The following is an 18,668-nucleotide window of genomic DNA, read 5'->3' on the forward strand; positions in this document are numbered from 1 at the left end:
CCCGCCCACCGGCTGCGGCTACTCGACCCGGATGTCCGCCTTCCGGGCGACATCGCCCCAGCGCTTCGTCTCGGCCGCCACGAAGTCCCGGAAGGCCTCCGGCGAGAAGGTGCCGGCGGTGATGCCGAGTTCCTCGTAGCGGGCCTTCACCTCCGGGCTGGCCAGGGCGGCCAGAGCCTCGCGGTTCAGGCGCGCGACGATCGCGGGCGGGGTCGCGGCGGGCGCGAAGATGCCATGCCAGGACACGCTCTCGAAGCCGGGCAGGGTCTCGGCGATGGTCGGCACGTCCGGGGCCTGGGGGACACGCTGCAGGCTGCCTACGCCGATGGCGCGGATCCGGCCTTCCCTGGCATGCGGCCAGCCCGAAGAGAAGTTGTCGAAGGCCATGGGCAGCGTGCCGGACAGCATGTCCGTCATGATCTGCCCGCTGCTGCGGTATGGCACGTGGACGGCGGTGGTGCCGGTGAGCTGGGTGAAGAGCTCGCCGGCCAGGTGGATGGAGGTACCGACGCCGGAGGAGCCGTAGTTGATCTGCCCGGGGCGCTGCTTCATCAGCGCGATCAGCTCCGGCACCGTGCGGGCCGGGATGTTGTTCGCGACGACCAGCATGTTCGGCTGGCTGCCGAGCAGAGCGACAGGGGCGAAGTCCCGGAGATTGTCGAAGGGAATGCGTGGGTAGATCGAGGCGTTGATCGCGTGGCTGCTGATCGTGCCCATGCAGATCGTGTAGCCGTCCGGCGCGGCCTTGGCGCAGGCTTCCGCGCCGATATTTCCGCCCGCACCGGCGCGGTTGTCCACCACCACCGGCTGGCCGAGGCGCCGGGACATCTCCCCGCCGACGAGGCGCCCGATGAGGTCCGTGGTGCCGCCGGCCGCGAAGGGTACGATCATGCGGATGGGCCGGTTCGGATAGGCATCCTGCGCGAATGAGGGCAGGGGAGCGAGGGCGAGCGCGCAGGCCGCCCCCATGAGGGCGCGACGCATCGGGCCTTGCATAGGCATTCCAGTCCTTTCCTGGGCGCGTTCGGCGCGCACCGTTTCCATCGTGAGGCTGGGCGAGTGGCCCCGAGGGGTCAAGCGAGCCGGCCGCATCTGCCATAGCACATCGTCGCGAACCCGTGCAGGGCTGGAGCGTTCCGAGTGCATTCCACAAGGAGGAATGCATGCCCGCGACCGTCAGGAACCCCTCAGGGCCGCGGGAAAAGCTCGTCGAGGTCCACCACCGCCTCTGCAGGGTCTATGGCTGCCCGATCGGCTACTTCCATGAGCACGGTCCGATGGACGAGCTGGTCTCCTCCCTGCTTTCCCACCGCACCCGGAATGCCGATAGCGCCCGCGCCTTCCGAAACCTGCGGGAACGCTTCCCAGACTGGGCGGCCGTGCGGGATGCGCCGGTGGACGCGGTGCGGGAGGCGCTAGCCCCCTGCACCTGGCCCGAGGCGAAGGCGCCGGCGCTGCAGCGGATCCTGCAGATCATCACTGCGCGACGCGGGTCGCTCGAGCTCGACCACCTTGCGGACATGCCGGTGCCGGAGGCGCGGGAGTGGCTCGAATCCCTGCCGGGCGTAGGACCGAAGACGAGCGCCGCCGTCCTGTCCTTCTCGTCCCTGCGCCGGCGCGCCCTGCCGGTGGACAGCCACCATCACCGGGTGGCGCAACGCCTCGGCCTCATCCCCGCCAGCCTCTCGGTCGGGCCGTCCCACCGGGTCCTGGAAGCGATGTTGCCCGGCGAATGGGACGCACAGGAGGTCTATGACGACCATGAGGTGCTGATGCTGCACGGACAGCGGGTTTGCCACTTCCGGGCCCCCGCCTGTGGCCGCTGCGTTCTGCTGGACCTCTGCCCTACGGGGCAGGCCCGATCTGCGCCGGAGTCGTCGCTGCGGCAGCCCGCATTTCATTCGCCTGCGTAAATCTGGGGATGCTAGCTGAACATGGCCGGGCTGCGCGAAGATTTGCGCGCGCCACGTTTCGGCCATGATCCGGTCCTGCCTTTGCCGCGCCGCGGGGGCCTGATTCACCTCGTGCCCGTCCGAATCACCTCGGCGGGCCGGGAGCCCCCCGCTATGCACCGCATCGCCCTCGCCCTGATCGCCACGGGTCTCGTGCTTATCCTCACCATCGTCGGCGCCGTTCTCGGCGGGGCGGCGATGGACATCTCCGCCTATGCGGCGGCCGGCGCGGCGCTGTCGGGTCTGGTGATCGTGGCCGGGCTGGCGGTGCTGGAGCGGAGCACCTTCGCCCGGACTGCCTGACGCTAAACCTTCTCGGGGTAGAGCGCGGAAAGGGCTTCCTCGCTCGCCCCGCAGCGCCCGCGCTCGGTGATCAATCCCGTCACCAGCCGGGCGGGCGTCACGTCGAAGGCCGGGTTGGCGGCGGGCGAGGATTCGGGCGCCACGCGGATCGCACCGACCCCACCCTTCGGTAGCCGCCCCGTCGTCGCCGTCACTTCGGCGGACGAGCGCTCCTCGATCGGTATCTCCGTCAGCCCGTCCCGTACCGACATGTCCAGCGTGGAATGGGGCAACGCGACCCAGAAGGGGATGTCGTTGTCCTTCGCCGCCAGCGCCTTCAGGTAGGTGCCGATCTTGTTCGCCACGTCGCCGTTCCGCGTCACCCGGTCCGTGCCGACGATAACGATGTCGACCATCCCGTGCTGCATCAGGTGGCCGCCGGCATTGTCCGTGACGAAGGTGTGCGGCACCCCATGCGAGCCGAGTTCCCAGGCCGTCAGCGCGCCCTGGTTGCGCGGCCGGGTCTCGTCGACCCAGACATGAACATCCATTCCCGCGTCATGGGCCTGGTAGATGGGCGAGAGGGCGGTGCCGTAATCCACCGTGGCGATCCAGCCCGCATTGCAATGGGTCAGGACCCGCACCGGCTCCCCGGGTGGCTTCCGGGCGGCAATCTCCTTCAGCAGCTCCAGCCCGTGCTCGCCGATCTTGCGGTTCGTTTCCACATCGTCGTCGCAGATCGCTGCCGCCTCAGCATAGGCGGCCTCGGCCCGGCGCTCCGGCGGGTGATTGCGGACGGCGGCGCAGATGCGGTCCAGCGCCCATTTCAGGTTGACCGCGGTCGGGCGCGTCTCGTTCAGCATCGCCGCGCTCCGCTCCAGGTTCTCGATGGAGGGATCGCGCCGCAGCGCCATGGCCAGCCCATAGGCCCCCACCGCACCAATCAACGGCGCGCCGCGCACCTGCATGGAGCGGATGGCATGCGCCACGGCCTCCTCATCCGAGAGGACCAGCTCCTCCACTGCCCAGGGCAGCCTCGTCTGGTCGAAGATGCGGATGGATCGGCCATCAGCATCGAGCCAGACGCTGCGGTACGGGGTGCCGTTGATCTTCAAGTTCTAGATCCGTTGATGCAGGGCGCAGACGAGGGTGAAAAGGCGTCGTGCCGTCTCGAAGTCAAGCTCGACCCGACCCTCCAGCCGTTCGCGCAGCAGCTCGGCGGCCTCGTTGTGCAGGCCGCGGCGGCCCATGTCGATCGCCTGGATGCGGGCATCGGCCGCACCCTCCACCACCGCCTGCTCATGGCCCTCAATGACCATGCCGTAGTCCTTGATCAGCCGCCGGAAGGGACCGAGGGCGAGGGCATAGGCATGTAGCGGCGCGTCCGCCTCGTCACGGACGTCCAGCACCAGACGGCCGTCGCGAAGACAGAGATGCAGCGCGTAGGGACCGGGCGGAAGGCCCGCAGGCAGGAACCGATTTCCGGTCAGCAGGTCCGCCACCGCCTGCTGCCGGTCCGCCTCCGCGAAAGGAGAGGGCAGGGGGGCGTTGTGGCCCAGCTCGATCCGGACGATGTCGCGCACGGCCGCCTCGGTTGCCATCGCCAACTCAGCCATCGCGGGAAGGGCCGTTGGCGGGGGGAGCGTCGTCGACGGGGCTGGCAGGGCTCGCGAAGCCCAGCTTCCACATCCATCCCACCACCCCACCCTTCACGGGCCGCAACAGCAGCGTGCAGATCACGGCAAAGAGCGGCAGCCACACTGCCATCTGCAGCCACATCGCCGGCTCATAGGCCCTTTCGATCCAGAAGATCGGCGGGAGCAGCAGGTGGCCGGTCAGGAAAATCACGATGTAGGGGGGCGCATCGTCCGCCCGCAGGGTGCCCAGCGGGGCCTGGCAGACCCGGCATTCCGGCACCACGCGCAGGAAACCCTGGAAGACCGGACCTTCGCCACAATTGGGGCAGCGATTCGTGATGCCCCGGCCAATGGCGCCGAGCATCGTCGTGCCCCCGGTGGCAACCTCGGGCGGCGCGCTCGGGCGCCAGGTGACCTGGGCGGGCTCGGGCGGGGCTTGCTGGCTGGGCATGGATGCGGTCCTCCCGGGGACAGGGTTCCGAACGTGCCCTGCCAATCTTTGTTGCATTGCAATATGGAGCGCTGGACGCCGCTGCACAAGCGCAACGGGGGTTGCAGCGGACTGCCCGCGACATCACCCTTGCGGGATGGAACGGCGCATTCTCGTGATCAACCCGAACAAGGATGCCGCCTGTACGGCTGGGATCGCCGCAGCGGTCGCGCCCTATGCCAAGCCTGGCTACGCCCGCTTCGACACGGTGCAGCTGAAGGATGGGCCTGACGCCATCGCTTCCTGGCGCGACTGGTACAGCGTGGCGCTGCCGCTCTGCGACGTAGTCCAGGCGGAACCTGCCGACGCCTATGTCATCGCCTGCGTCTCGGATCCTGGCGTCGAGGCGGTGCGGGAGATTACGGACCGGCCGGTGCTCGGGCCCTTCCGCGCCTCCGTGCTCGCTGCCCTTGCGCGCACGGATCGCTTCGGCGTCATCGCCTTCGTCGATGCCAGCAAGGAGCGGCAGCGCCGCGTGCTCCTCTCGCTCGGCGTTGAATCCCGTCTGTCCGGTTCGGAGGCTTTGAACCTGCCGATGGCCGCCCTCACGGACCCGGAGGCCCCGCGCACGGCGCTGATGAAGGCCGGGCGAAAGCTGGTTGAGGCAGGGAGCAGGGCCGTGGTGCTGGGCTGCACCGGCATGGCCAGTCACCGCGGCTACTTGGAAGAAGAACTTGGCGTCCCGGTGATCGAGCCGTGCGCGGCCGTTGCCGCGCAGGCACTGCTCACCGTCAGCTGAGGGTGCGCCTGCCGGCCTAACGGGCGGCGAGGCTGCGGCTGGACACATCCGTCGAAAGTGCCGCTCCGGGCGTTGGCTGGGCCGCCGCGCTCTGTGACATGCGCGCCCGCTCGCGCTCCCAGTACTCACGCCGCAGGTTACGCGTCTCACGCTCCCGGTCGCGCATGTCCTGGCTCTCACCTGCCTTGGGCGCCTCGGAGCTACTAAGGCGGCCGAAGAGGTTGCCGAACAAGGTGTCCTCCGCGCGCGCGTCCGGAGCACCCACGGCGGCGAGGCCTGCTACGGCTAGAACGGCAAGGGTTCGCTTCAGCATGGGGTGATCTCCTGCCCATGCAACGCAAGTTGGCGGGCGGGGGTTGCCCGTCCGCCCGCCGGCGCTGCTCAGCGCCGCCGCTCGTCCGCGAGACGACGGCGCTCGTCGTCGAGACGGCGCTGCTGGTCGTCAAGCTGGCGTTGCCGATCCGCTGCCTGACGGTCGCGGTCGAAGGACTGGCGGTCACGGTCAAAGCGGGCGCGCTCGTCCGGAGATATACGCTCGCCGCGGCTCTCACGCCGCGCCCGGTCGCGCTCCCAGGCCTCGCGGCGGCGCTCGGCCTCCATGCGCTCCTCCTCCCCGCGGCGGCGGTCGCGTTCGCCGGCCCAGCGGCGCTCCTCGTCGCTGTCACGCCGGGCTTCGTCGCGGCGCCGGCGATCCTCATCCTCCGCACGGCGGATGCCGTCATCCCGGTTGCCGCCGAACTGGCGCAGGGCCTCGCCTACCAGCCCGTTGATGTCCTGCGCGCCAGCGGGCGCGGCGCCGAGGGCGACCAGGGCAAGGGGGATCGTCAGCAGGGCGCGACGGCGCATGGCATCCTCCAGAATTCGGCCCGCAGTGGGCCATGTGGGGAGGAAACGCCCCTTCCGTGTCGACGTTGCGGCGCCGGCATGGCCGATCCGGGGCGGCCTCAGCGCTGGGGGTTATCGCTCAGCAACGGAAGATTCGTGCCGCCGGGCTGCTGGGGGGAGGCGTTGCGCGATTCGATGCGGCCCGGCTCCAGCGTCGGGCGTGTCCGATTCATGTCGTCCACCACGCCGGGCGTGCTGGGGCCGCCGCGCTCCAGGTCGCGGGCCACTTCGGTAACGCGGTCCTGGCGCTGGTCACTCTCCACCTGCCGCTGCGCCTGCTCCTGGGCGGGGCTGGCGGCCTGGGCGGCTCCAGTGACGAGCGGCATGGAAAGAACGGTGAGAACGAGAAGGGTGCGGCGCATGAGGTACCTCCGCCCCTTCAACGCGGCCCGGCGCCGAAAGGTTCGGGCCGGGGAACGGCAAGCGCCGACGCCTCAGCCGGCCGAGGGCGCCCAGTCCTGCGGTGCCTCCGCCCCCGTCTGCCCGGTGATGCGGCCATAGGCCTCTACGCGGCGATGGGCGGCGAAGTTGAAGATTGTGCTCCGTCCGAGCTCGCACATGCCGAGGTCGAGATCCGCGGTGATCAGCTCGTCGTCCCAGGAGGTGGCCTGGGCCATGATCTCGCCTTGCGGGTTGACGATGATGGAATGGCCGAACAGCTCGTGCCCGTCCTCAACCCCTGCCTTCGCCGTGGCGACCCCGAAGCAGGCGTTCTGGTAGCAGCCCGCCTGAATGGACAGGTGAGAGTGCAGCACGCGGAGGTGATGCGCCTCGAAGCCACGGTTGTCCTGGTTCAGGCTCGGCGTGTTGTAGCCGAGCATGACCAGCTCGACGCTCTGCAGCCCCAGCACGCGCCAGGCCTCTGGCCAGCGGCGGTCGTTGCAGATGAGCATGCCGACGTTCACCGGCCCCGCGCCGCCGACCGGCGCCCGCACCACGGGGAAGCCGAGGTCGCCCACCTCGAAATAGCGCTTCTCCAGGTGCTGCACCGTGCGGACCGGATCGTAATCCTTGTGCCCGGGCAGGTGCACCTTGCGGTACTTCAGCACCATCTCGCCCGAGGGGTGGAAGAAACCGGCGGTGTTGAAGCGGCGCCCGTCCGGCGTCTTCTCGGCATAACCGAGGTGGAAGGCGATGTTGTATTTCCGCGCCGCCTCGAAGAGCGGGGCGGTCTGGTTCGAGGGGAGCGCGGTCTCGTACCAGTCGTCGGCGGCGGCGATGTCCTCCTCGTACCAGCGCGGGAAGAAGGTTGTCAGCGCCAGCTCCGGGAAGACCACCACCTCCACGCCGCGCTGGTGTGCGCGCTCCATCAGCCGGACCATGCGGCCCACGGAGACGTCGCGGCCCTCCGCCTTCTGGATGGGGCCGAGCTGCGCGGCGGCGACGGTGAGGCGGCGGGTCATGCTCTACGTCCTCTCGGGTGCGCGCCGCTCCCGCGGCCTGCGCACATATAATAGATGGATCCTGCGCCCAGCCCGGGGCGGCGGCGGTTTAGTCCCGCCCCTCGGGCTTGCGCCAGGGGGCCGCGTCCGCCGGCGGCGGGGCACGGCGGCCCGTTGGCGGCGGGATCGGCGCGGGGGGCGGAACCTCGCTCTCCGGCAGGACAAGGGCCGCAAGCCACCAGGCAAGCCGCCCGCAGGCGATCGCGCAGACCAGGGCAATCAGCGCGTTCGGCACGGAGGTGCCAGGCCCCGTGAGCCAGATCCAGCCGGCGAAGCCGAGCAGCGCGCCGACGATCGCGATGAGGAGCGAGCGCGTCATCGACGCCTCCGCAGCAATCCGAAGGCGCCAACGGCGATGGCGATCATGAGGTACCCCAGGAAGTGCGCCATCCCGAAGCCGCCGAAACCGAGGCCGAATGCGACGAAGAGCCCCAGGCCGAGCACCGCGATCATCGCGATCAGCAGGCCCGGTGTCTCCGGCGGCCGCATTCTCCTCATGCCAGGGCCACGGGCCGGTTGTGCTGGCGCGGCACGAAGCGGCCATGGCCCGGCTTCGCCAGCACCGCTTCGCCGTCCCAGATGCGGCGGCCGCGCAGGTAGGTGGCGGCCACGCGGCCCTTCAGGGCGCGGCCGTGATAGGCGGAGTGCCGGAACTCCGGCCGGTCCAGGATTTTCGCCTCGTCGAAGGTGAAGTCGCCCCGCTCGATCACGCAGAGGTCGGCGTCGGAGCCGACCGCGATGGAGCCCTTCTTCGGGTCCAGCCCGTGGTAGCGCGCCGGCTCCGCCGCGCAGTACTTGGCCATGAGAGTGGGCGAGAGCCCGCGCTCCTCCAGCAGCGTGAACATGACCGGCGCGAAGCTCTGCATCCCCGTCAGCCCGGCGCCGAGAGCGAAGATGTCGCCCTTGTAGATCTTACGGTCGCGCTGCCAGGGGGCGTGATCGGTGGAGATATAGGCGCACTTGCCGGCCAGCAGCGCGGCCCACATGCGCTCCACCTCATCCCCGGTGCGGAAGGGCGGGTTGCACTTCCCGAAGCCCTCCAGGCGAACGATGTCATCCTCCGTCATGCAGAAATAGTGCAGGCATCCCTCGCCGGAGGAACGGGCGCCGTGGGAGCGGAAGTCCTCCGCGATCTCGAAGCCGCGGGCGAGGGAGGAATGGGCGATGTGGACATGCGCCCCCGTCTCAAGCCCGATCTCGAAGATGGCGAGGTTCGCCAGGTTCTCCGCCAGCGGCGGGCGGGTGCGGCAGTGCCAGATCGGATCGGTGTGCCCGGCCGCCTTCGCCTCGGCGGTAAGCTTCACCACCAGCTCCTGGTCCTCATTATGGACCGCGACCATGAGGTTGGTCTTCGCGATCTCCGCGAATGCCTCTCGCATCAGCCCCGGCTCGATCCGGGGGAAGCGCACGGCATCGTACTCATAGGTGGAGAACTTGAAGGAGCAGGCGCCGGCCTCGGCCAGCGGAGCGATCGCCTCGACACCGCCATCCTTCTTGATTGTGCCATAGAGTGCCACGTCCACATGGGCCAGCCGGTGCAGCCACTCCACCTTGTCGCGGAAGATCGTGGCGTCCGTGACGGGCAGGGGAATGTCGTAGGGCATGTCAACGCAGGTCGTCACGCCGCCGGCAGCGGCGGAGAGGGTGGCGCCCTCGATCCCCGGCCAACCGATGGAGCTGGCCGTGTGCATGTGGCCGTCCACCAGACCTGGGAAGACGAGGCGGCCGGACTGGTCCTCCGTTTCCATAGCCGGCGGCGGCTCGCCCTGGCCGATGGCCGCAATGGTCTCCCCGCGCACGGCGACGTAGCCGCCCTTCATCACCCCCTCCGGCAGGACAAGGTCACCGAGGATCACGCGGTCATAGGGCTGGCTCATGCGGCATCCAGGTTTTGCTGCGGGGCAGCGAGAGGTTAGGGCAGATCGGCGGGCGGGTGTATCCCACCCGGTGCGGGGAAAAGCTTCTCGGCCAGGGAAAGCGCCAGTCCCGCCGCCTCGCTCTCCCGTTCCGCGTTCCAGGCCAGGGCGACGCCGACGGCACGGATCGGCCCGGCCAGCGTGCGGAAGGCGACCCCGGGCGGCCGCAGCCGCGCCATGCCGGACGAGACCAGGGCGACGCCCAGCCCCGCCGCCACGAAGCCGAGCTGCGCCATGGCCGAACCCACCTCCCGCAAGGTCCGCGGCGCGAAGCCGGCGTTTCGGCAGGCAGCGACCATGGCATCGGCATAAGCGGGGGAGATGGCGCGGGGCAGCAGAAGCATCGGCTCGTCCGCCAGCAGCGCGAGCGGTAGCGGATCGGGCGCTTGGAGCAGCGCGTGGCCCGCCGGCAGCGCCGCGAGGAGGTGGTCGTCCCCCAGGGGCCGAATGCGGATGGGCGGGCGGGCGCGGTCGTCGCGCAACAGGGCAATGTCCACCTCGCCGCGCCGCAGCGCCTCCAGCGCGTCCGCCGTGTCCATCTCCCGCACGGAAACCGCCGCTTCCGGCCGCTCCGCGGAGATGGAGCGGACCAGCGGCGGGAGTTCATCGAACAGGGCGGAGGTGACGCAGGCGATCGCGACCGGCGCATGGCGGCCCGCGCGCAGCTCCCGCGCCAACGCCTCCAGCGCGCCGGCATCCTCGGCCAGGCGACGGGCCAGCGGCAGCAGCGCCTCTCCCGCGCGCGTCGGGCGCGTGCCGCGTCCCGTGCGCTCCAGCAGGCGCACGCCCAGCTCCTTCTCCAGCGCCTGGATCTGCGCGGTCAGCGGCGGCTGGGAGAGGCCGAGCCGGGCGGCGGCGCGCCCGAAATGCCCTTCCTCCGCGACGGCGAGAAAATGGCCGAGGCGTCGGACGAGGCGGAAATCCATGCGCGATACGGAAACGCTATCGCGCGCCGCCGTCAATCGGATTGGACGATGATCCGGCCGGGGTGCAGAACCGCGCTCCCAAGAGAGGAAGGAAAGCCCGGTGCAGACGCATCCCGTGAAGGTCTACCCGTCCAAGGCGCTGCTGAAGCGCGAGGACCAGCTCGCCTGGAAGATCGCGGCGGTGGCCGCCGACCCGGTGGCCGTGCCCCACGACACGGCAGCCATGATCATCAACCGCGTGATCGACAACGCCGCCGTTGCCATCGCGGCCATCAACCGCTCCGCCCCCACCTCCGCGCGCCAGATGGCGCTGGGGCATCCGCGGCCGGGCGGCGCGACGGTGTTCGGCGTCGATCCCTCCGTCCGCGTTTCGCCGGAATGGGCGGCCTGGGCGAACGGCACCGCGGTGCGCGAGCTGGACATGCACGACACCTTCCTGGCCGCCGACTACTCCCACCCCGGCGACAACATCCCGCCGATCCTCGCCGTGGCCCAGACCATGAAGAAGGACGGCGCGGCGCTGATGCGGGCCCTCGCGACGGGATACGAGATCCACATCGACCTGGTGCGGGCCATCTGCCTGCACGAGCACAAGGTGGACCATATCGCCCATCTCTGCCCCGCCCAGGCCGCCGGTCTCGGCACGCTGCTAGGGCTGGACCAGGTGACGATCTTCCAGGCCGTGCAACAGGCCCTGCATGTCAGCGTGACCTTCCGCCAGAGCCGCAAGGGCGAGATCAGCAGCTGGAAGGCCTTTGCCCCCGCCCATGCCGGAAAGCTGGCGGTGGAGGCGGTGGACCGCGCCATGCGCGGGGAGGGGGCACCGAGCCCGATCTACGAAGGCGAGGACTCCGTGATCGCCTGGGTGCTGTCCGGCCGGACCCACCGCTACCAGGGCGACGTGTACGAGCCCGTCTACTACGAGGTGCCCCTTCCCGCTGCAGGCGAGGCGAAGCGCGCTATCCTCGACAGCTACACGAAGGAGCACTCGGCCGAGTACCAGTCCCAGGCCCTCATCGACCTCGCCTTCCGCATGCGGGACAAGATCAAGGACCTGGAGCAGGTGGAGAAGATCCTTCTTCATACCTCCCATCACACCCACTACGTCATCGGCACGGGCGCCAACGACCCGCAGAAGATGGATCCCACCGCCAGCCGCGAGACGCTGGACCACTCCATCATGTACATCTTCACCGTCGCTCTGCAGGACGGGCGCTGGCACCACGTGGACAGCTACGCGCCGGAGCGCGCCGCCCGGTCCGACACCGTCCGCCTCTGGCACAAGATGGAGACGCGCGAGGATCCGGAGTGGACGCGCCGCTACCACTCCCGCGACCCGAACGAGCTCGCCTTCGGCGGCCGGGTGGAGATCACCCTGAAGGACGGCACGGTGCTGGTGGACGAGCTGGCCGTCGCCAACGCCCACCCGCTTGGGGCGAAGCCCTTCGGCCGCGCTGACTACATCCGCAAGTTCCGCATCCTGACGGACGGGATCGTGGACGCGGCCGAGGCCGACCGCTTCATCGCCGCGGCGGAGAACCTGCCGAACCTCAAGGCCGGGGAGCTGGATCAACTCACCGTCCGCCTGCCGGAGGGCAAGCTGGCCGTCGGCAGGCCCGGCATCTTCTGAGCCAGGCCCGCGCCGCCGGACCGCCCGGCGGCGCGGCCGCACCGAACGACAATCAGGAGGAAGAACCATGAGCGAAGCCCAGCCCGACATCCGCAAGGGCCTTGTCGGCGTCATCGCCGACGTTTCCGCCGTCTCCAAGGTGATGCCGGAGACGAACAGCCTCACCTATCGCGGCTACCCCGTGCAGGACCTGGCGGAGGAATGTTCCTTCGAGGAGGTCGCCTATCTCCTCTGGAACGGGGAGCTGCCGAACGCCACGCAGCTCGCCGAGTTCCGGCGGGAGGAGGCCTCCCAGCGCGCGCTGACGCCGGCGCTGCTGGAGGTGATCCGCGCCTTCCCGCGCGACGCCCACCCGATGGACGCCATCCGCACCGCCGTCTCCTTCCTCGGTATGGAGGATCCGGACACGGCCGACGTGTCCGAGCCCGCCACCCGCCGCAAGGCGATGCGGCTGCTGGCGAAGATCCCGACCGCGATTGCGGCGGCCCACCGCGCCTCCAAGGGGCTGGATCCGGTGGCGCCCGATCCCTCCCTCACCTTCGCGGAGAACTTCTTCCACGTCGTCTTCGGCAAGGTGCCGCAGCCCGAGGTGGTGAAGGCCTTCGACGTTTCCCTCATCCTCTACGCGGAGCACGGGTTCAACGCCTCCACCTTCACCGCCCGCCTCATCACCTCCACCGGCGGGGACCTGCACGGGGCGGTGACGGGCGGCATCGCCGCGCTGAAAGGCCCGCTGCATGGCGGCGCCAACGAGGCGGTGATGCACATGCTGACGGAAATCGGCCAGCCGGAGGCGGCGGTGGAATGGCTGCAATCCCGCTTCGACCACAAGGCGCTGGTGATGGGCTTTGGCCACCGCGTCTACAAGAACGGCGACAGCCGCGTCCCCACCATGACGAAATACGCCGAGAAGATGGCAGAGGTGGTGGGCGATCGCCGCTGGATGGAGATGTCCCGCCTGCTGGCGGGTGAGATGCTGACGAAGAAGAACATCCACCCGAACCTGGATTTCCCGGCAGGGCCCGCCTACCACCTGATGGGCTTCGACATCCCGCTCTTCACGCCGATCTTCGTCGCCTCCCGCATCACCGGATGGGCGGCGCACGTGATCGAGCAGGCCGCCGACAACCGTCTTATCCGCCCGCTCTCGCACTACACGGGCGCGGCGCAGCGCGCGGTTCCCGCGATGGCGGAGCGCGGCTGACGGGGTCGCGTGCGGGCGGTACGACGCGCACCGCCCGCACGCGACGACCAGCACAGGACAGCATGGCGCGACGCAACGTGCGACGATGCGAGTCGGATGCGCGCGAAAATCTGCGCGCGCGCAAAGTCTTTTCGTTGACAAGCTGGAGTACGCTGAAGATAGCGTGCAGCGCGCAAGAACCATCCCACGCGATTCGCGCGCTATGCTGTCAAGCAGGCTGTGCAGTCACGATGCACCCGGCAGGACAGCAACGCGACAAAGGACGGGGAGGTGATCGGCGCGACGCAACGCGAAAGGACGGTTCTTGGATTTCCGTACACGGGAAGTCTCAAGCCGGATGAGAGGAAGGGCAGGGGATGCGGCGACAGGATCGCCCGCCGAGCCGCCCAGGAGCGCGAGGCCGGAGACGGCACGACGCGGCCACTCCATCACCTCGCGCGGCGGAACCAGACCCTGTGATGCCTTCCCCCCGAGAGGTGGGCGCGCCCGCGGGTCCAGACCGATCCATGACGCGAACCCACCAGGCACGAACGATCAGGAGATCCAGCACGTGAGCGATGAACAGACCCCCCGCGCCGCCGCCATGGCGATGAGCACCACGCGCCGCAGCGCCGGGACGCGCAAGGCGAGCACCGCCGGCCGCGCCAAGCCCGCCGCCAAGGCGGCGCCGAAGGCGACAAAGGCTGCGGCCGCGAAGAAGCCGGCCGCGAAGAAGGCCGCCCCTGCGGCGAAGAAGACGACCGCCGCGCGCAAGACCACGGCCTCCCGTACCACGACGGCGAAGAAGGCCGCCCCGGCCCGCAAGGCCGCGCCCGCCCGCAAGGCCGCCGCGAGCAAGACCACCACCGCGCGCAAGACCACGGGCACCCGCACCGCCGCCGCGAAGAAGGCCGCCCCGGCCCGCAAGCCCGCGGCGAGCCGCGCTGCCCCGGCGAAGCGCGCCACCACGGCCCGCACCGCTGCGAAGTCCGCCACCGCGCGCCGCCCGGCCGCCAAGCGCACCACCGCGGCGGCCACCACCGCCCGCAAGGCCGCGCCGAAGCGCGCCGCTGCCAAGCCCGCGGCGAAGACCACCACCGCGCGCACGACGGCCCGCAAGGCCCCGGCTTCCCGCACGACGGCCACCCGCGCTGCTGCCAGCCGCAGCACGGGCGCCCGGAAGAGCGCCGCGCCGAGCGCGCGTAGCGAAGCCGCGAAGAAGGGCGCCGAGACCCGCGCTCGCCGCAAGGCCGAGGCTGCCGCCGCGCAGGAGGCTCCCGCGCAGGAGACCGAGGCGCAGAACGCCGGCGACCAGACCTAATCAGCTGGCCGTCACGACGAAGGGGGCGCCGCGGCGCCCCCTTTTTTGTCCGTCGTCTAGTGCCGGGGCAGTGCAAGCAGGTCCGTGTGCCCTACCACGGCGCGAAGCGCGCCACGCCGCGCCTGCGCCGCCCGCATGGCCGACCAGGCGCGAATCGTTCCAGCGCCCCGTGGTGTCCAGCGTAGGGCGGCCTCAGCATGTCCCTTCGCAAGCGCATTGAGCATGCGCGTGTCCGCCGGCCCGATCCGCCAGGGAGAGGGCGCGGTGGTCACGCCGAAGCCCTGCGCGCGGAAGGCGGCGGCGGCGACTCGCGCCGCCTCGCTTCCCAGGGCAGGTCCTTCGAAGCCCTTCTCTCGCCGCTGGTCGCGCCGGAAGCCGCGCGCCACGGCTCCGTCGGAGGGATGAGGCGGAAGGAAGCGCGCGTCCCCCGCGACGTTCAGCGCCGCGTAGAAGGGCAGGCGCAGGCCTTCTGCCACCCGCTCCGCCCAGCGGCGGGACACCAGGTCGAGGAGAGCCGAGCAGACCACGCCGTCCGCCTTGCCCAGCGGCAGCCCGTCCGGCGCGTCGGCCAGGTCCCGCACCAGGCCATCCACCCGCCAGGCGCCGGAGGGCGTGTGGACGAGCAGCGTGCGCTTGTTCGGCGCCGAGACCTCGAAGCCCACCTCCACCGCGCGCATGGCAATAGTGTCGAACGCGAACTCGATGAGGGTGACGTCCGCATCCACCAGGGTCCAGGCCTGCGGCCGGTTCAGCAGGGGCGCGAGCCAGCGGAACAGGCTGCCCGTGCCCGCCCCGAGGTCGAGCAGCCGCGGCCTTGCCGGCAAGGCCGCGGAAAGGGCGAAGGCCAAGTCGAAATCGCGCGCGCGCGCGTCGAAGGGCTCCCGCAGCTCGAGCCAGTCCGCGTCGAAGCTCTCGCTCATGCCCCGGCTCCGGACATGGCGGCCTCGATCTCGCGGGCGAAGGCCTCCGCCCGGTCGGACCAGCGCGGCAGGCGCTCCCCGGCGCGCCAGGCGGCATCCGCCATCGCCTCGCGCAGCCCGGCATCAAAGATTGGCCGGCGCATGGCGCGGGACAGGCTGTTGCTGTCACCGGGCGCCGCGATCACGGCAGCGTCGCGCGGCGCCAGGTCGGCCAGCGCACCGCCGGCGGTAACGGCCAGCGGCAGGCCCCGCGCCAGCGCCTCCGCCACGGCCATCCCATATCCCTCCCAGTGGCTTGCAGAGGCGAAGAGGTCGGCTCTGTCGTACAGCGCTTCCAGCGCCGCGCCCTCCACCTCGCCGGCGAAGGCGACGCGCTGCGCGATGCCCAGTTCCTCCGCGAGGGCGCGCAGCCCCTCGGCATGGACCGCGTCGCGCACAGGCCCGGCGACGGTGAGGCGCCACTCCAGGTCTGTCAGCCGCCCGAGCGCGCGCAGCAGCACGTCATATCCCTTGCGTGCCACGACCGTGCCCACAGAGAGGATGGCGCAGCCCGGGCCGCCGGAGCCCCGGGCGCGCGGCGCGGGATCGGTGCCCGGCTCAACCGTGCCGATGCGCCCGGGATCGGCGCCGAACTCCGGCGCCAGCCGCTGCGCCGTGAGGCGGGAAGTGGTGACTAGACGTCCCAGGCGGGGGAAGAGCTCGCGCTCACGCGCCCGCAAGGCCTCGCGCTCCTCCTCGGAGAAGCCGGTTTCCAGCGCCGTGGGGTGGTGGATCAGTCCGACGGCCCGGGCGAGGGCAGGGGATGCAGCGATCGGCGCGAAGGCCGGTAGGCCGAGCCCGTCCACCACCAGCGCCTCCGTCGCGAGGAGCCGGTCCACCACGCCGCGCGCGGCGGCCTCCGCCTCCGCGTCCGGCAGGGGATGGCGGCCGGGCATTTCCTCCACGCGCATCTCGTGGCCGGCCGCGCGCAGTCCCTCGAGGATGCGCCGATCATAGGCATAGCCGCCGCTCGTAGCGGAGAGCGGCGCCGGGACGGCGAGGACGAGCCTCACGCCGTTGCGGCCTTCCGAAGCGGGGCGTCATAGGACGCCCAGGCCAGCGGGCTCTCCCGAAGCAGCACCTTTACCGACTGCACGGCCTTGCCGCCCTCGCCCAGCTTCCCCTGCGCGAGCGCGGCGCAGAGCAGGCCGTGGACGTGGAAGCAGAGGAACTCCGTGCTCGTGTTCTGGCCGGCGAACTGGGGCAGGTTGTCCAGGTTGTCGTAGTCGAAGCTGTCGAGGGTGCGGCGCAGCTCCACGCGGGCCGCGGCGATGTCCACCAGCAGGTTGGCGTTGTCCAGCGCCGGCGCGCGGAACTCCGCCTCCACCACGAAGGTCGCGCCGTGAACGCGCTGGGCGGGGCCGAAGGCCTCTCCCTTGAAGGAGTGCGCGATCATCACGTGGTCGGCGACGGTCAGGCTGTACATCGGGATCTCGTCCAAGGTTCGCAGGTCAGGGTTCATAGGTGACGACGGGCAGCAACGGCGCCGCCTCCCCCTCGGGCGGGGCGCCGAGCAGGCCGGGCATGGCCCGCGGCAGGTCGCGGAAGGCGACCATGGGGCCGCAGAGCGCGTCCAGCGCCGGATCTGCAAGAAGGGAGAGGGCGAGCGCCATCCGCTCCGCATGGCTGCGCCGCCCGCGCATCGGCGCCGCGACATGCCCGACCTGGGTGGACCGCAAGGTGACGCGATGGGCGTGGAAGGCTTCGCCCAGCGGCAGGGCGCATTCCGCGGCACCAAACCAGGACGCTTCCAGGATCCGCGCCTCGAAGCCCGCACAGCGCAGCGCGGTCCGCAGCCCTTCCGGATTCCCGGAGCCGTGGAGGATCAGGTCCCGGTTGTCAGGCGCGTCCTCCGGCGCCACCAGCCGAAGCCCCAGGCGCTGTGCGACGGGCGCGCGCAGCGGGTCGGGATCGGCCACCGCCAGCTCCAGCGCCGGGAAGCGCGACAGCAACCAGGCACAGAGCAGCCCGACCACCCCAGCACCGATCACCAGCGCGCGCTCACCCGCCAGGGGCTGCGCGTCCCAGATCACGTTCAGCGCCGTTTCCATGTTCGCGGCCAGCACCGCGCGCCACTCCGGCACCCGGTCCGGCACGATGGCGCACATGGAAACCGGCGCGACGAACCGGTCCTGGTGGGGGTGCAGGCAGAAGACGCGCTGACCCAGCCACTCCTCCGGACCTTCCTCCACCACGCCCACCGCCGCGTAGCCGTACTTCACGGGAAAGGGAAAGGCGCCGGCCTGCATCGGGCCGCGCATGCGCGCCCACTCGCTCTCCGGGACGCGGCCGTTGAACACCAATCGCTCCGTGCCGCGGCTGATGCCGCTGGCGAGGGTCCGCACCAGCACCTCCCCCGGTCCGGGGGGCCGCAGCGTCTCGCCGTGGATCGCGCCCTCGCCGGGGCCGGTGGTCCAGAAGGCTGTGGCGGTGCCAGCGGCGGCGGCGGTCAAGCGCCCTCGCAGACGCGCGGGCGCGTGCGGCGCAGGGGGATGTCGAAAAGGATGTCGCCGCCCTCCAGGGGATAAGGTGTCCAGTTGAAGCGCAGGCCGTCGGCGATGCGCCCGGCCTCCGGCAGGATGAAGGCCGCCCGGCCGGAGCCGAGGATGACGGGTGCGATCGTGACGTGCAGCCGATCCAGCAGGCCCGCGGCGAGAAAGGCGGAAACCGTGATCCCCCCGCCCTCCACGAACAGCCGGGACAGGCCCCGCGCGTGCAGGGCGCGCAGCAGCGCGGCCAAATCCATCCCCTCCGCGCCGCGCGGAAGGCGCAGTACCTCCGCCGCCCCGTGGCGATCCCCGCCGGCCGCATCCTCCAGGCAGGCGAGCAGCGTCCGCGGGTCGCCGTCGCAGAAGATGCGGTGCGACGGTGCCAGACGCCGCCGCGGATCGAGCACCACGCGGACCGGGTTCACCCCCGCCACCTCGCGCGTCGTCAGGCGCGGATCGTCCTTCTCCACCGTGCCCGCGCCCACCAGCACCGCGTCGCACAGCGCGCGCAGACGGTGCGTGTGGAGGATGTCGCCGCGCCCGCCGATCCACTGGCTGGAACCGCCGGCCGTGGCGATTCGCCCATCCAGCGTCTGCGCCAGGCGCCCGACAAGCGTGCATCCATCCATTCCCGCGCCGCCGGCGAGAACGGGCGCGAAGAGAGAGGACAGAGGATGCTCCGGCAGGGGCGCGACATCACCGGCGCGCCGCGCCAGCAGCGCCGCCCAGGCCTGTTCCGATGCACTGTCCGCCGTGGCGTTCATTCCCCGCAGCTATGCCCCAGCGCCGCGCGCCGCGCCAGCAGCCCGCCCCACGC

At 70.9% G+C, this 18,668-nt stretch carries 23 protein-coding genes; 6 read left to right on the forward strand and 17 right to left on the reverse strand.

Features of this window, described 5'->3' with window-relative positions:
- Window positions 1–18: 18 nt before the first annotated feature.
- Window positions 19–1,002 carry a Bug family tripartite tricarboxylate transporter substrate binding protein gene (locus tag J5Y10_RS08025; RefSeq protein WP_245214445.1) on the reverse strand — a complete coding sequence of 328 codons (984 nt, stop codon included), beginning with the start codon at window positions 1,000–1,002 and terminating at the stop codon, window positions 19–21.
- Between the two features lie 161 nt (window positions 1,003–1,163).
- On the opposite strand from J5Y10_RS08025, the gene J5Y10_RS08030 reads away from it, so the two are divergent.
- Window positions 1,164–1,913 (forward strand): endonuclease III domain-containing protein, encoded by a 750-nt coding sequence (locus J5Y10_RS08030; RefSeq protein WP_209372502.1) that lies wholly within the window; start codon window positions 1,164–1,166, stop codon window positions 1,911–1,913.
- Window positions 1,914–2,066: 153 nt separating this feature from the next.
- Entirely contained in the window at window positions 2,067–2,255 is a 189-nt protein-coding gene (locus J5Y10_RS08035) for a hypothetical protein (protein WP_209372504.1), read from the forward strand.
- A gap of 2 nt (window positions 2,256–2,257) precedes the next feature.
- On the opposite strand, the gene mtnA is transcribed toward J5Y10_RS08035, so the two are convergent.
- Genes mtnA through J5Y10_RS08050 form a run of 3 tightly spaced genes read right to left on the reverse strand, consistent with a single transcriptional unit; the run spans window position 2,258 to window position 4,322 of the window.
- Window positions 2,258–3,349 carry an S-methyl-5-thioribose-1-phosphate isomerase gene (gene mtnA / locus J5Y10_RS08040; protein ID WP_209372506.1) on the reverse strand — a complete coding sequence of 364 codons (1,092 nt, stop codon included), beginning with the start codon at window positions 3,347–3,349 and terminating at the stop codon, window positions 2,258–2,260.
- A 3-nt stretch (window positions 3,350–3,352) separates the two neighbouring features.
- Window positions 3,353–3,835: a UPF0262 family protein gene (locus J5Y10_RS08045; RefSeq protein ID WP_245214446.1), complete on the reverse strand. Its 483-nt coding sequence runs from the start codon at window positions 3,833–3,835 to the stop codon at window positions 3,353–3,355.
- A 7-nt stretch (window positions 3,836–3,842) separates the two neighbouring features.
- The gene (locus tag J5Y10_RS08050; RefSeq protein WP_245214447.1) at window positions 3,843–4,322 is read right to left on the reverse strand and encodes a DUF983 domain-containing protein; all 480 of its coding nucleotides are present in this window, start codon (window positions 4,320–4,322) and stop codon (window positions 3,843–3,845) included.
- 136 nt (window positions 4,323–4,458) lie between these two features.
- Between J5Y10_RS08050 and J5Y10_RS08055 the strand changes: the two genes are divergently transcribed.
- The gene (locus tag J5Y10_RS08055) at window positions 4,459–5,100 is read left to right on the forward strand and encodes an aspartate/glutamate racemase family protein (RefSeq protein ID WP_209372510.1); all 642 of its coding nucleotides are present in this window, start codon (window positions 4,459–4,461) and stop codon (window positions 5,098–5,100) included.
- A 16-nt stretch (window positions 5,101–5,116) separates the two neighbouring features.
- Here J5Y10_RS08055 and J5Y10_RS08060 read toward each other — a convergent pair whose 3' ends face one another.
- From J5Y10_RS08060 to J5Y10_RS08095, 8 genes are all read right to left on the reverse strand, one after another.
- Window positions 5,117–5,413, reverse strand: coding sequence for a hypothetical protein (locus tag J5Y10_RS08060; protein WP_209372511.1), 297 nt, complete (start codon window positions 5,411–5,413; stop codon window positions 5,117–5,119).
- Between the two features lie 68 nt (window positions 5,414–5,481).
- The gene (locus J5Y10_RS08065; protein ID WP_209372512.1) at window positions 5,482–5,946 is read right to left on the reverse strand and encodes a hypothetical protein; all 465 of its coding nucleotides are present in this window, start codon (window positions 5,944–5,946) and stop codon (window positions 5,482–5,484) included.
- Window positions 5,947–6,044: 98 nt separating this feature from the next.
- A complete protein-coding gene (locus J5Y10_RS08070; protein ID WP_209372513.1) occupies window positions 6,045–6,347 on the reverse strand; it encodes a hypothetical protein in 303 nt (100 codons plus the stop codon).
- A gap of 72 nt (window positions 6,348–6,419) precedes the next feature.
- Window positions 6,420–7,388 (reverse strand): N-carbamoyl-D-amino-acid hydrolase, encoded by a 969-nt coding sequence (locus J5Y10_RS08075; protein WP_209372514.1) that lies wholly within the window; start codon window positions 7,386–7,388, stop codon window positions 6,420–6,422.
- 88 nt (window positions 7,389–7,476) lie between these two features.
- Window positions 7,477–7,746 carry a hypothetical protein gene (locus J5Y10_RS08080; RefSeq protein ID WP_209372515.1) on the reverse strand — a complete coding sequence of 90 codons (270 nt, stop codon included), beginning with the start codon at window positions 7,744–7,746 and terminating at the stop codon, window positions 7,477–7,479.
- Window positions 7,743–7,916: a hypothetical protein gene (locus J5Y10_RS08085; protein ID WP_209372516.1), complete on the reverse strand. Its 174-nt coding sequence runs from the start codon at window positions 7,914–7,916 to the stop codon at window positions 7,743–7,745. The genes J5Y10_RS08080 and J5Y10_RS08085 overlap by 4 nt, the downstream gene beginning before the upstream one ends.
- Window positions 7,917–7,921: 5 nt before the next feature.
- Window positions 7,922–9,304, reverse strand: a complete 1,383-nt coding sequence (locus J5Y10_RS08090; RefSeq protein ID WP_209372518.1) for a dihydroorotase — start codon at window positions 9,302–9,304, stop codon at window positions 7,922–7,924.
- A gap of 35 nt (window positions 9,305–9,339) precedes the next feature.
- On the reverse strand, window positions 9,340–10,269 hold the full coding sequence (locus J5Y10_RS08095; RefSeq protein ID WP_209372520.1) for a LysR family transcriptional regulator: 930 nt from the start codon (window positions 10,267–10,269) through the stop codon (window positions 9,340–9,342).
- 100 nt (window positions 10,270–10,369) lie between these two features.
- Here J5Y10_RS08095 and J5Y10_RS08100 point away from each other — a divergent pair, with 100 nt between their 5' ends.
- The 3 genes from J5Y10_RS08100 to J5Y10_RS08110 all read left to right on the forward strand — a co-directional run bounded on the left by J5Y10_RS08100 (window position 10,370) and on the right by J5Y10_RS08110 (window position 14,403).
- Window positions 10,370–11,899, forward strand: coding sequence for an MmgE/PrpD family protein (locus tag J5Y10_RS08100; RefSeq protein WP_209372522.1), 1,530 nt, complete (start codon window positions 10,370–10,372; stop codon window positions 11,897–11,899).
- A 67-nt stretch (window positions 11,900–11,966) separates the two neighbouring features.
- On the forward strand, window positions 11,967–13,103 hold the full coding sequence (locus J5Y10_RS08105; RefSeq protein ID WP_209372524.1) for a bifunctional 2-methylcitrate synthase/citrate synthase: 1,137 nt from the start codon (window positions 11,967–11,969) through the stop codon (window positions 13,101–13,103).
- Between the two features lie 550 nt (window positions 13,104–13,653).
- The gene (locus J5Y10_RS08110; protein WP_209372526.1) at window positions 13,654–14,403 is read left to right on the forward strand and encodes a hypothetical protein; all 750 of its coding nucleotides are present in this window, start codon (window positions 13,654–13,656) and stop codon (window positions 14,401–14,403) included.
- Window positions 14,404–14,459: 56 nt separating this feature from the next.
- On the opposite strand, the gene J5Y10_RS08115 is transcribed toward J5Y10_RS08110, so the two are convergent.
- The 5 genes from J5Y10_RS08115 to J5Y10_RS08135 are packed head-to-tail and all read right to left on the reverse strand — an operon-like array spanning window position 14,460 to window position 18,615.
- Window positions 14,460–15,323, reverse strand: coding sequence for a class I SAM-dependent methyltransferase (locus J5Y10_RS08115; RefSeq protein WP_209372529.1), 864 nt, complete (start codon window positions 15,321–15,323; stop codon window positions 14,460–14,462).
- Window positions 15,320–16,375, reverse strand: coding sequence for a glycosyltransferase family 4 protein (locus J5Y10_RS08120; protein ID WP_209372531.1), 1,056 nt, complete (start codon window positions 16,373–16,375; stop codon window positions 15,320–15,322). Before J5Y10_RS08120 ends, J5Y10_RS08115 begins: the two co-directional genes overlap by 4 nt.
- Window positions 16,372–16,788, reverse strand: a complete 417-nt coding sequence (locus tag J5Y10_RS08125; RefSeq protein WP_209372533.1) for a 6-pyruvoyl trahydropterin synthase family protein — start codon at window positions 16,786–16,788, stop codon at window positions 16,372–16,374. Before J5Y10_RS08125 ends, J5Y10_RS08120 begins: the two co-directional genes overlap by 4 nt.
- Window positions 16,789–16,813: 25 nt before the next feature.
- Complete coding sequence (locus J5Y10_RS08130) at window positions 16,814–17,815, reverse strand: zinc-dependent alcohol dehydrogenase (RefSeq protein ID WP_209372535.1); 1,002 nt, start codon at window positions 17,813–17,815, stop codon at window positions 16,814–16,816.
- Window positions 17,812–18,615: a RibD family protein gene (locus J5Y10_RS08135; protein ID WP_209372537.1), complete on the reverse strand. Its 804-nt coding sequence runs from the start codon at window positions 18,613–18,615 to the stop codon at window positions 17,812–17,814. The genes J5Y10_RS08130 and J5Y10_RS08135 overlap by 4 nt, the downstream gene beginning before the upstream one ends.
- Window positions 18,616–18,668: the final 53 nt, after the last annotated feature.

This window comes from Roseomonas indoligenes (assembly GCF_017813365.1).
Classification (GTDB): Bacteria; Pseudomonadota; Alphaproteobacteria; order Acetobacterales; family Acetobacteraceae; genus Roseomonas; species Roseomonas indoligenes.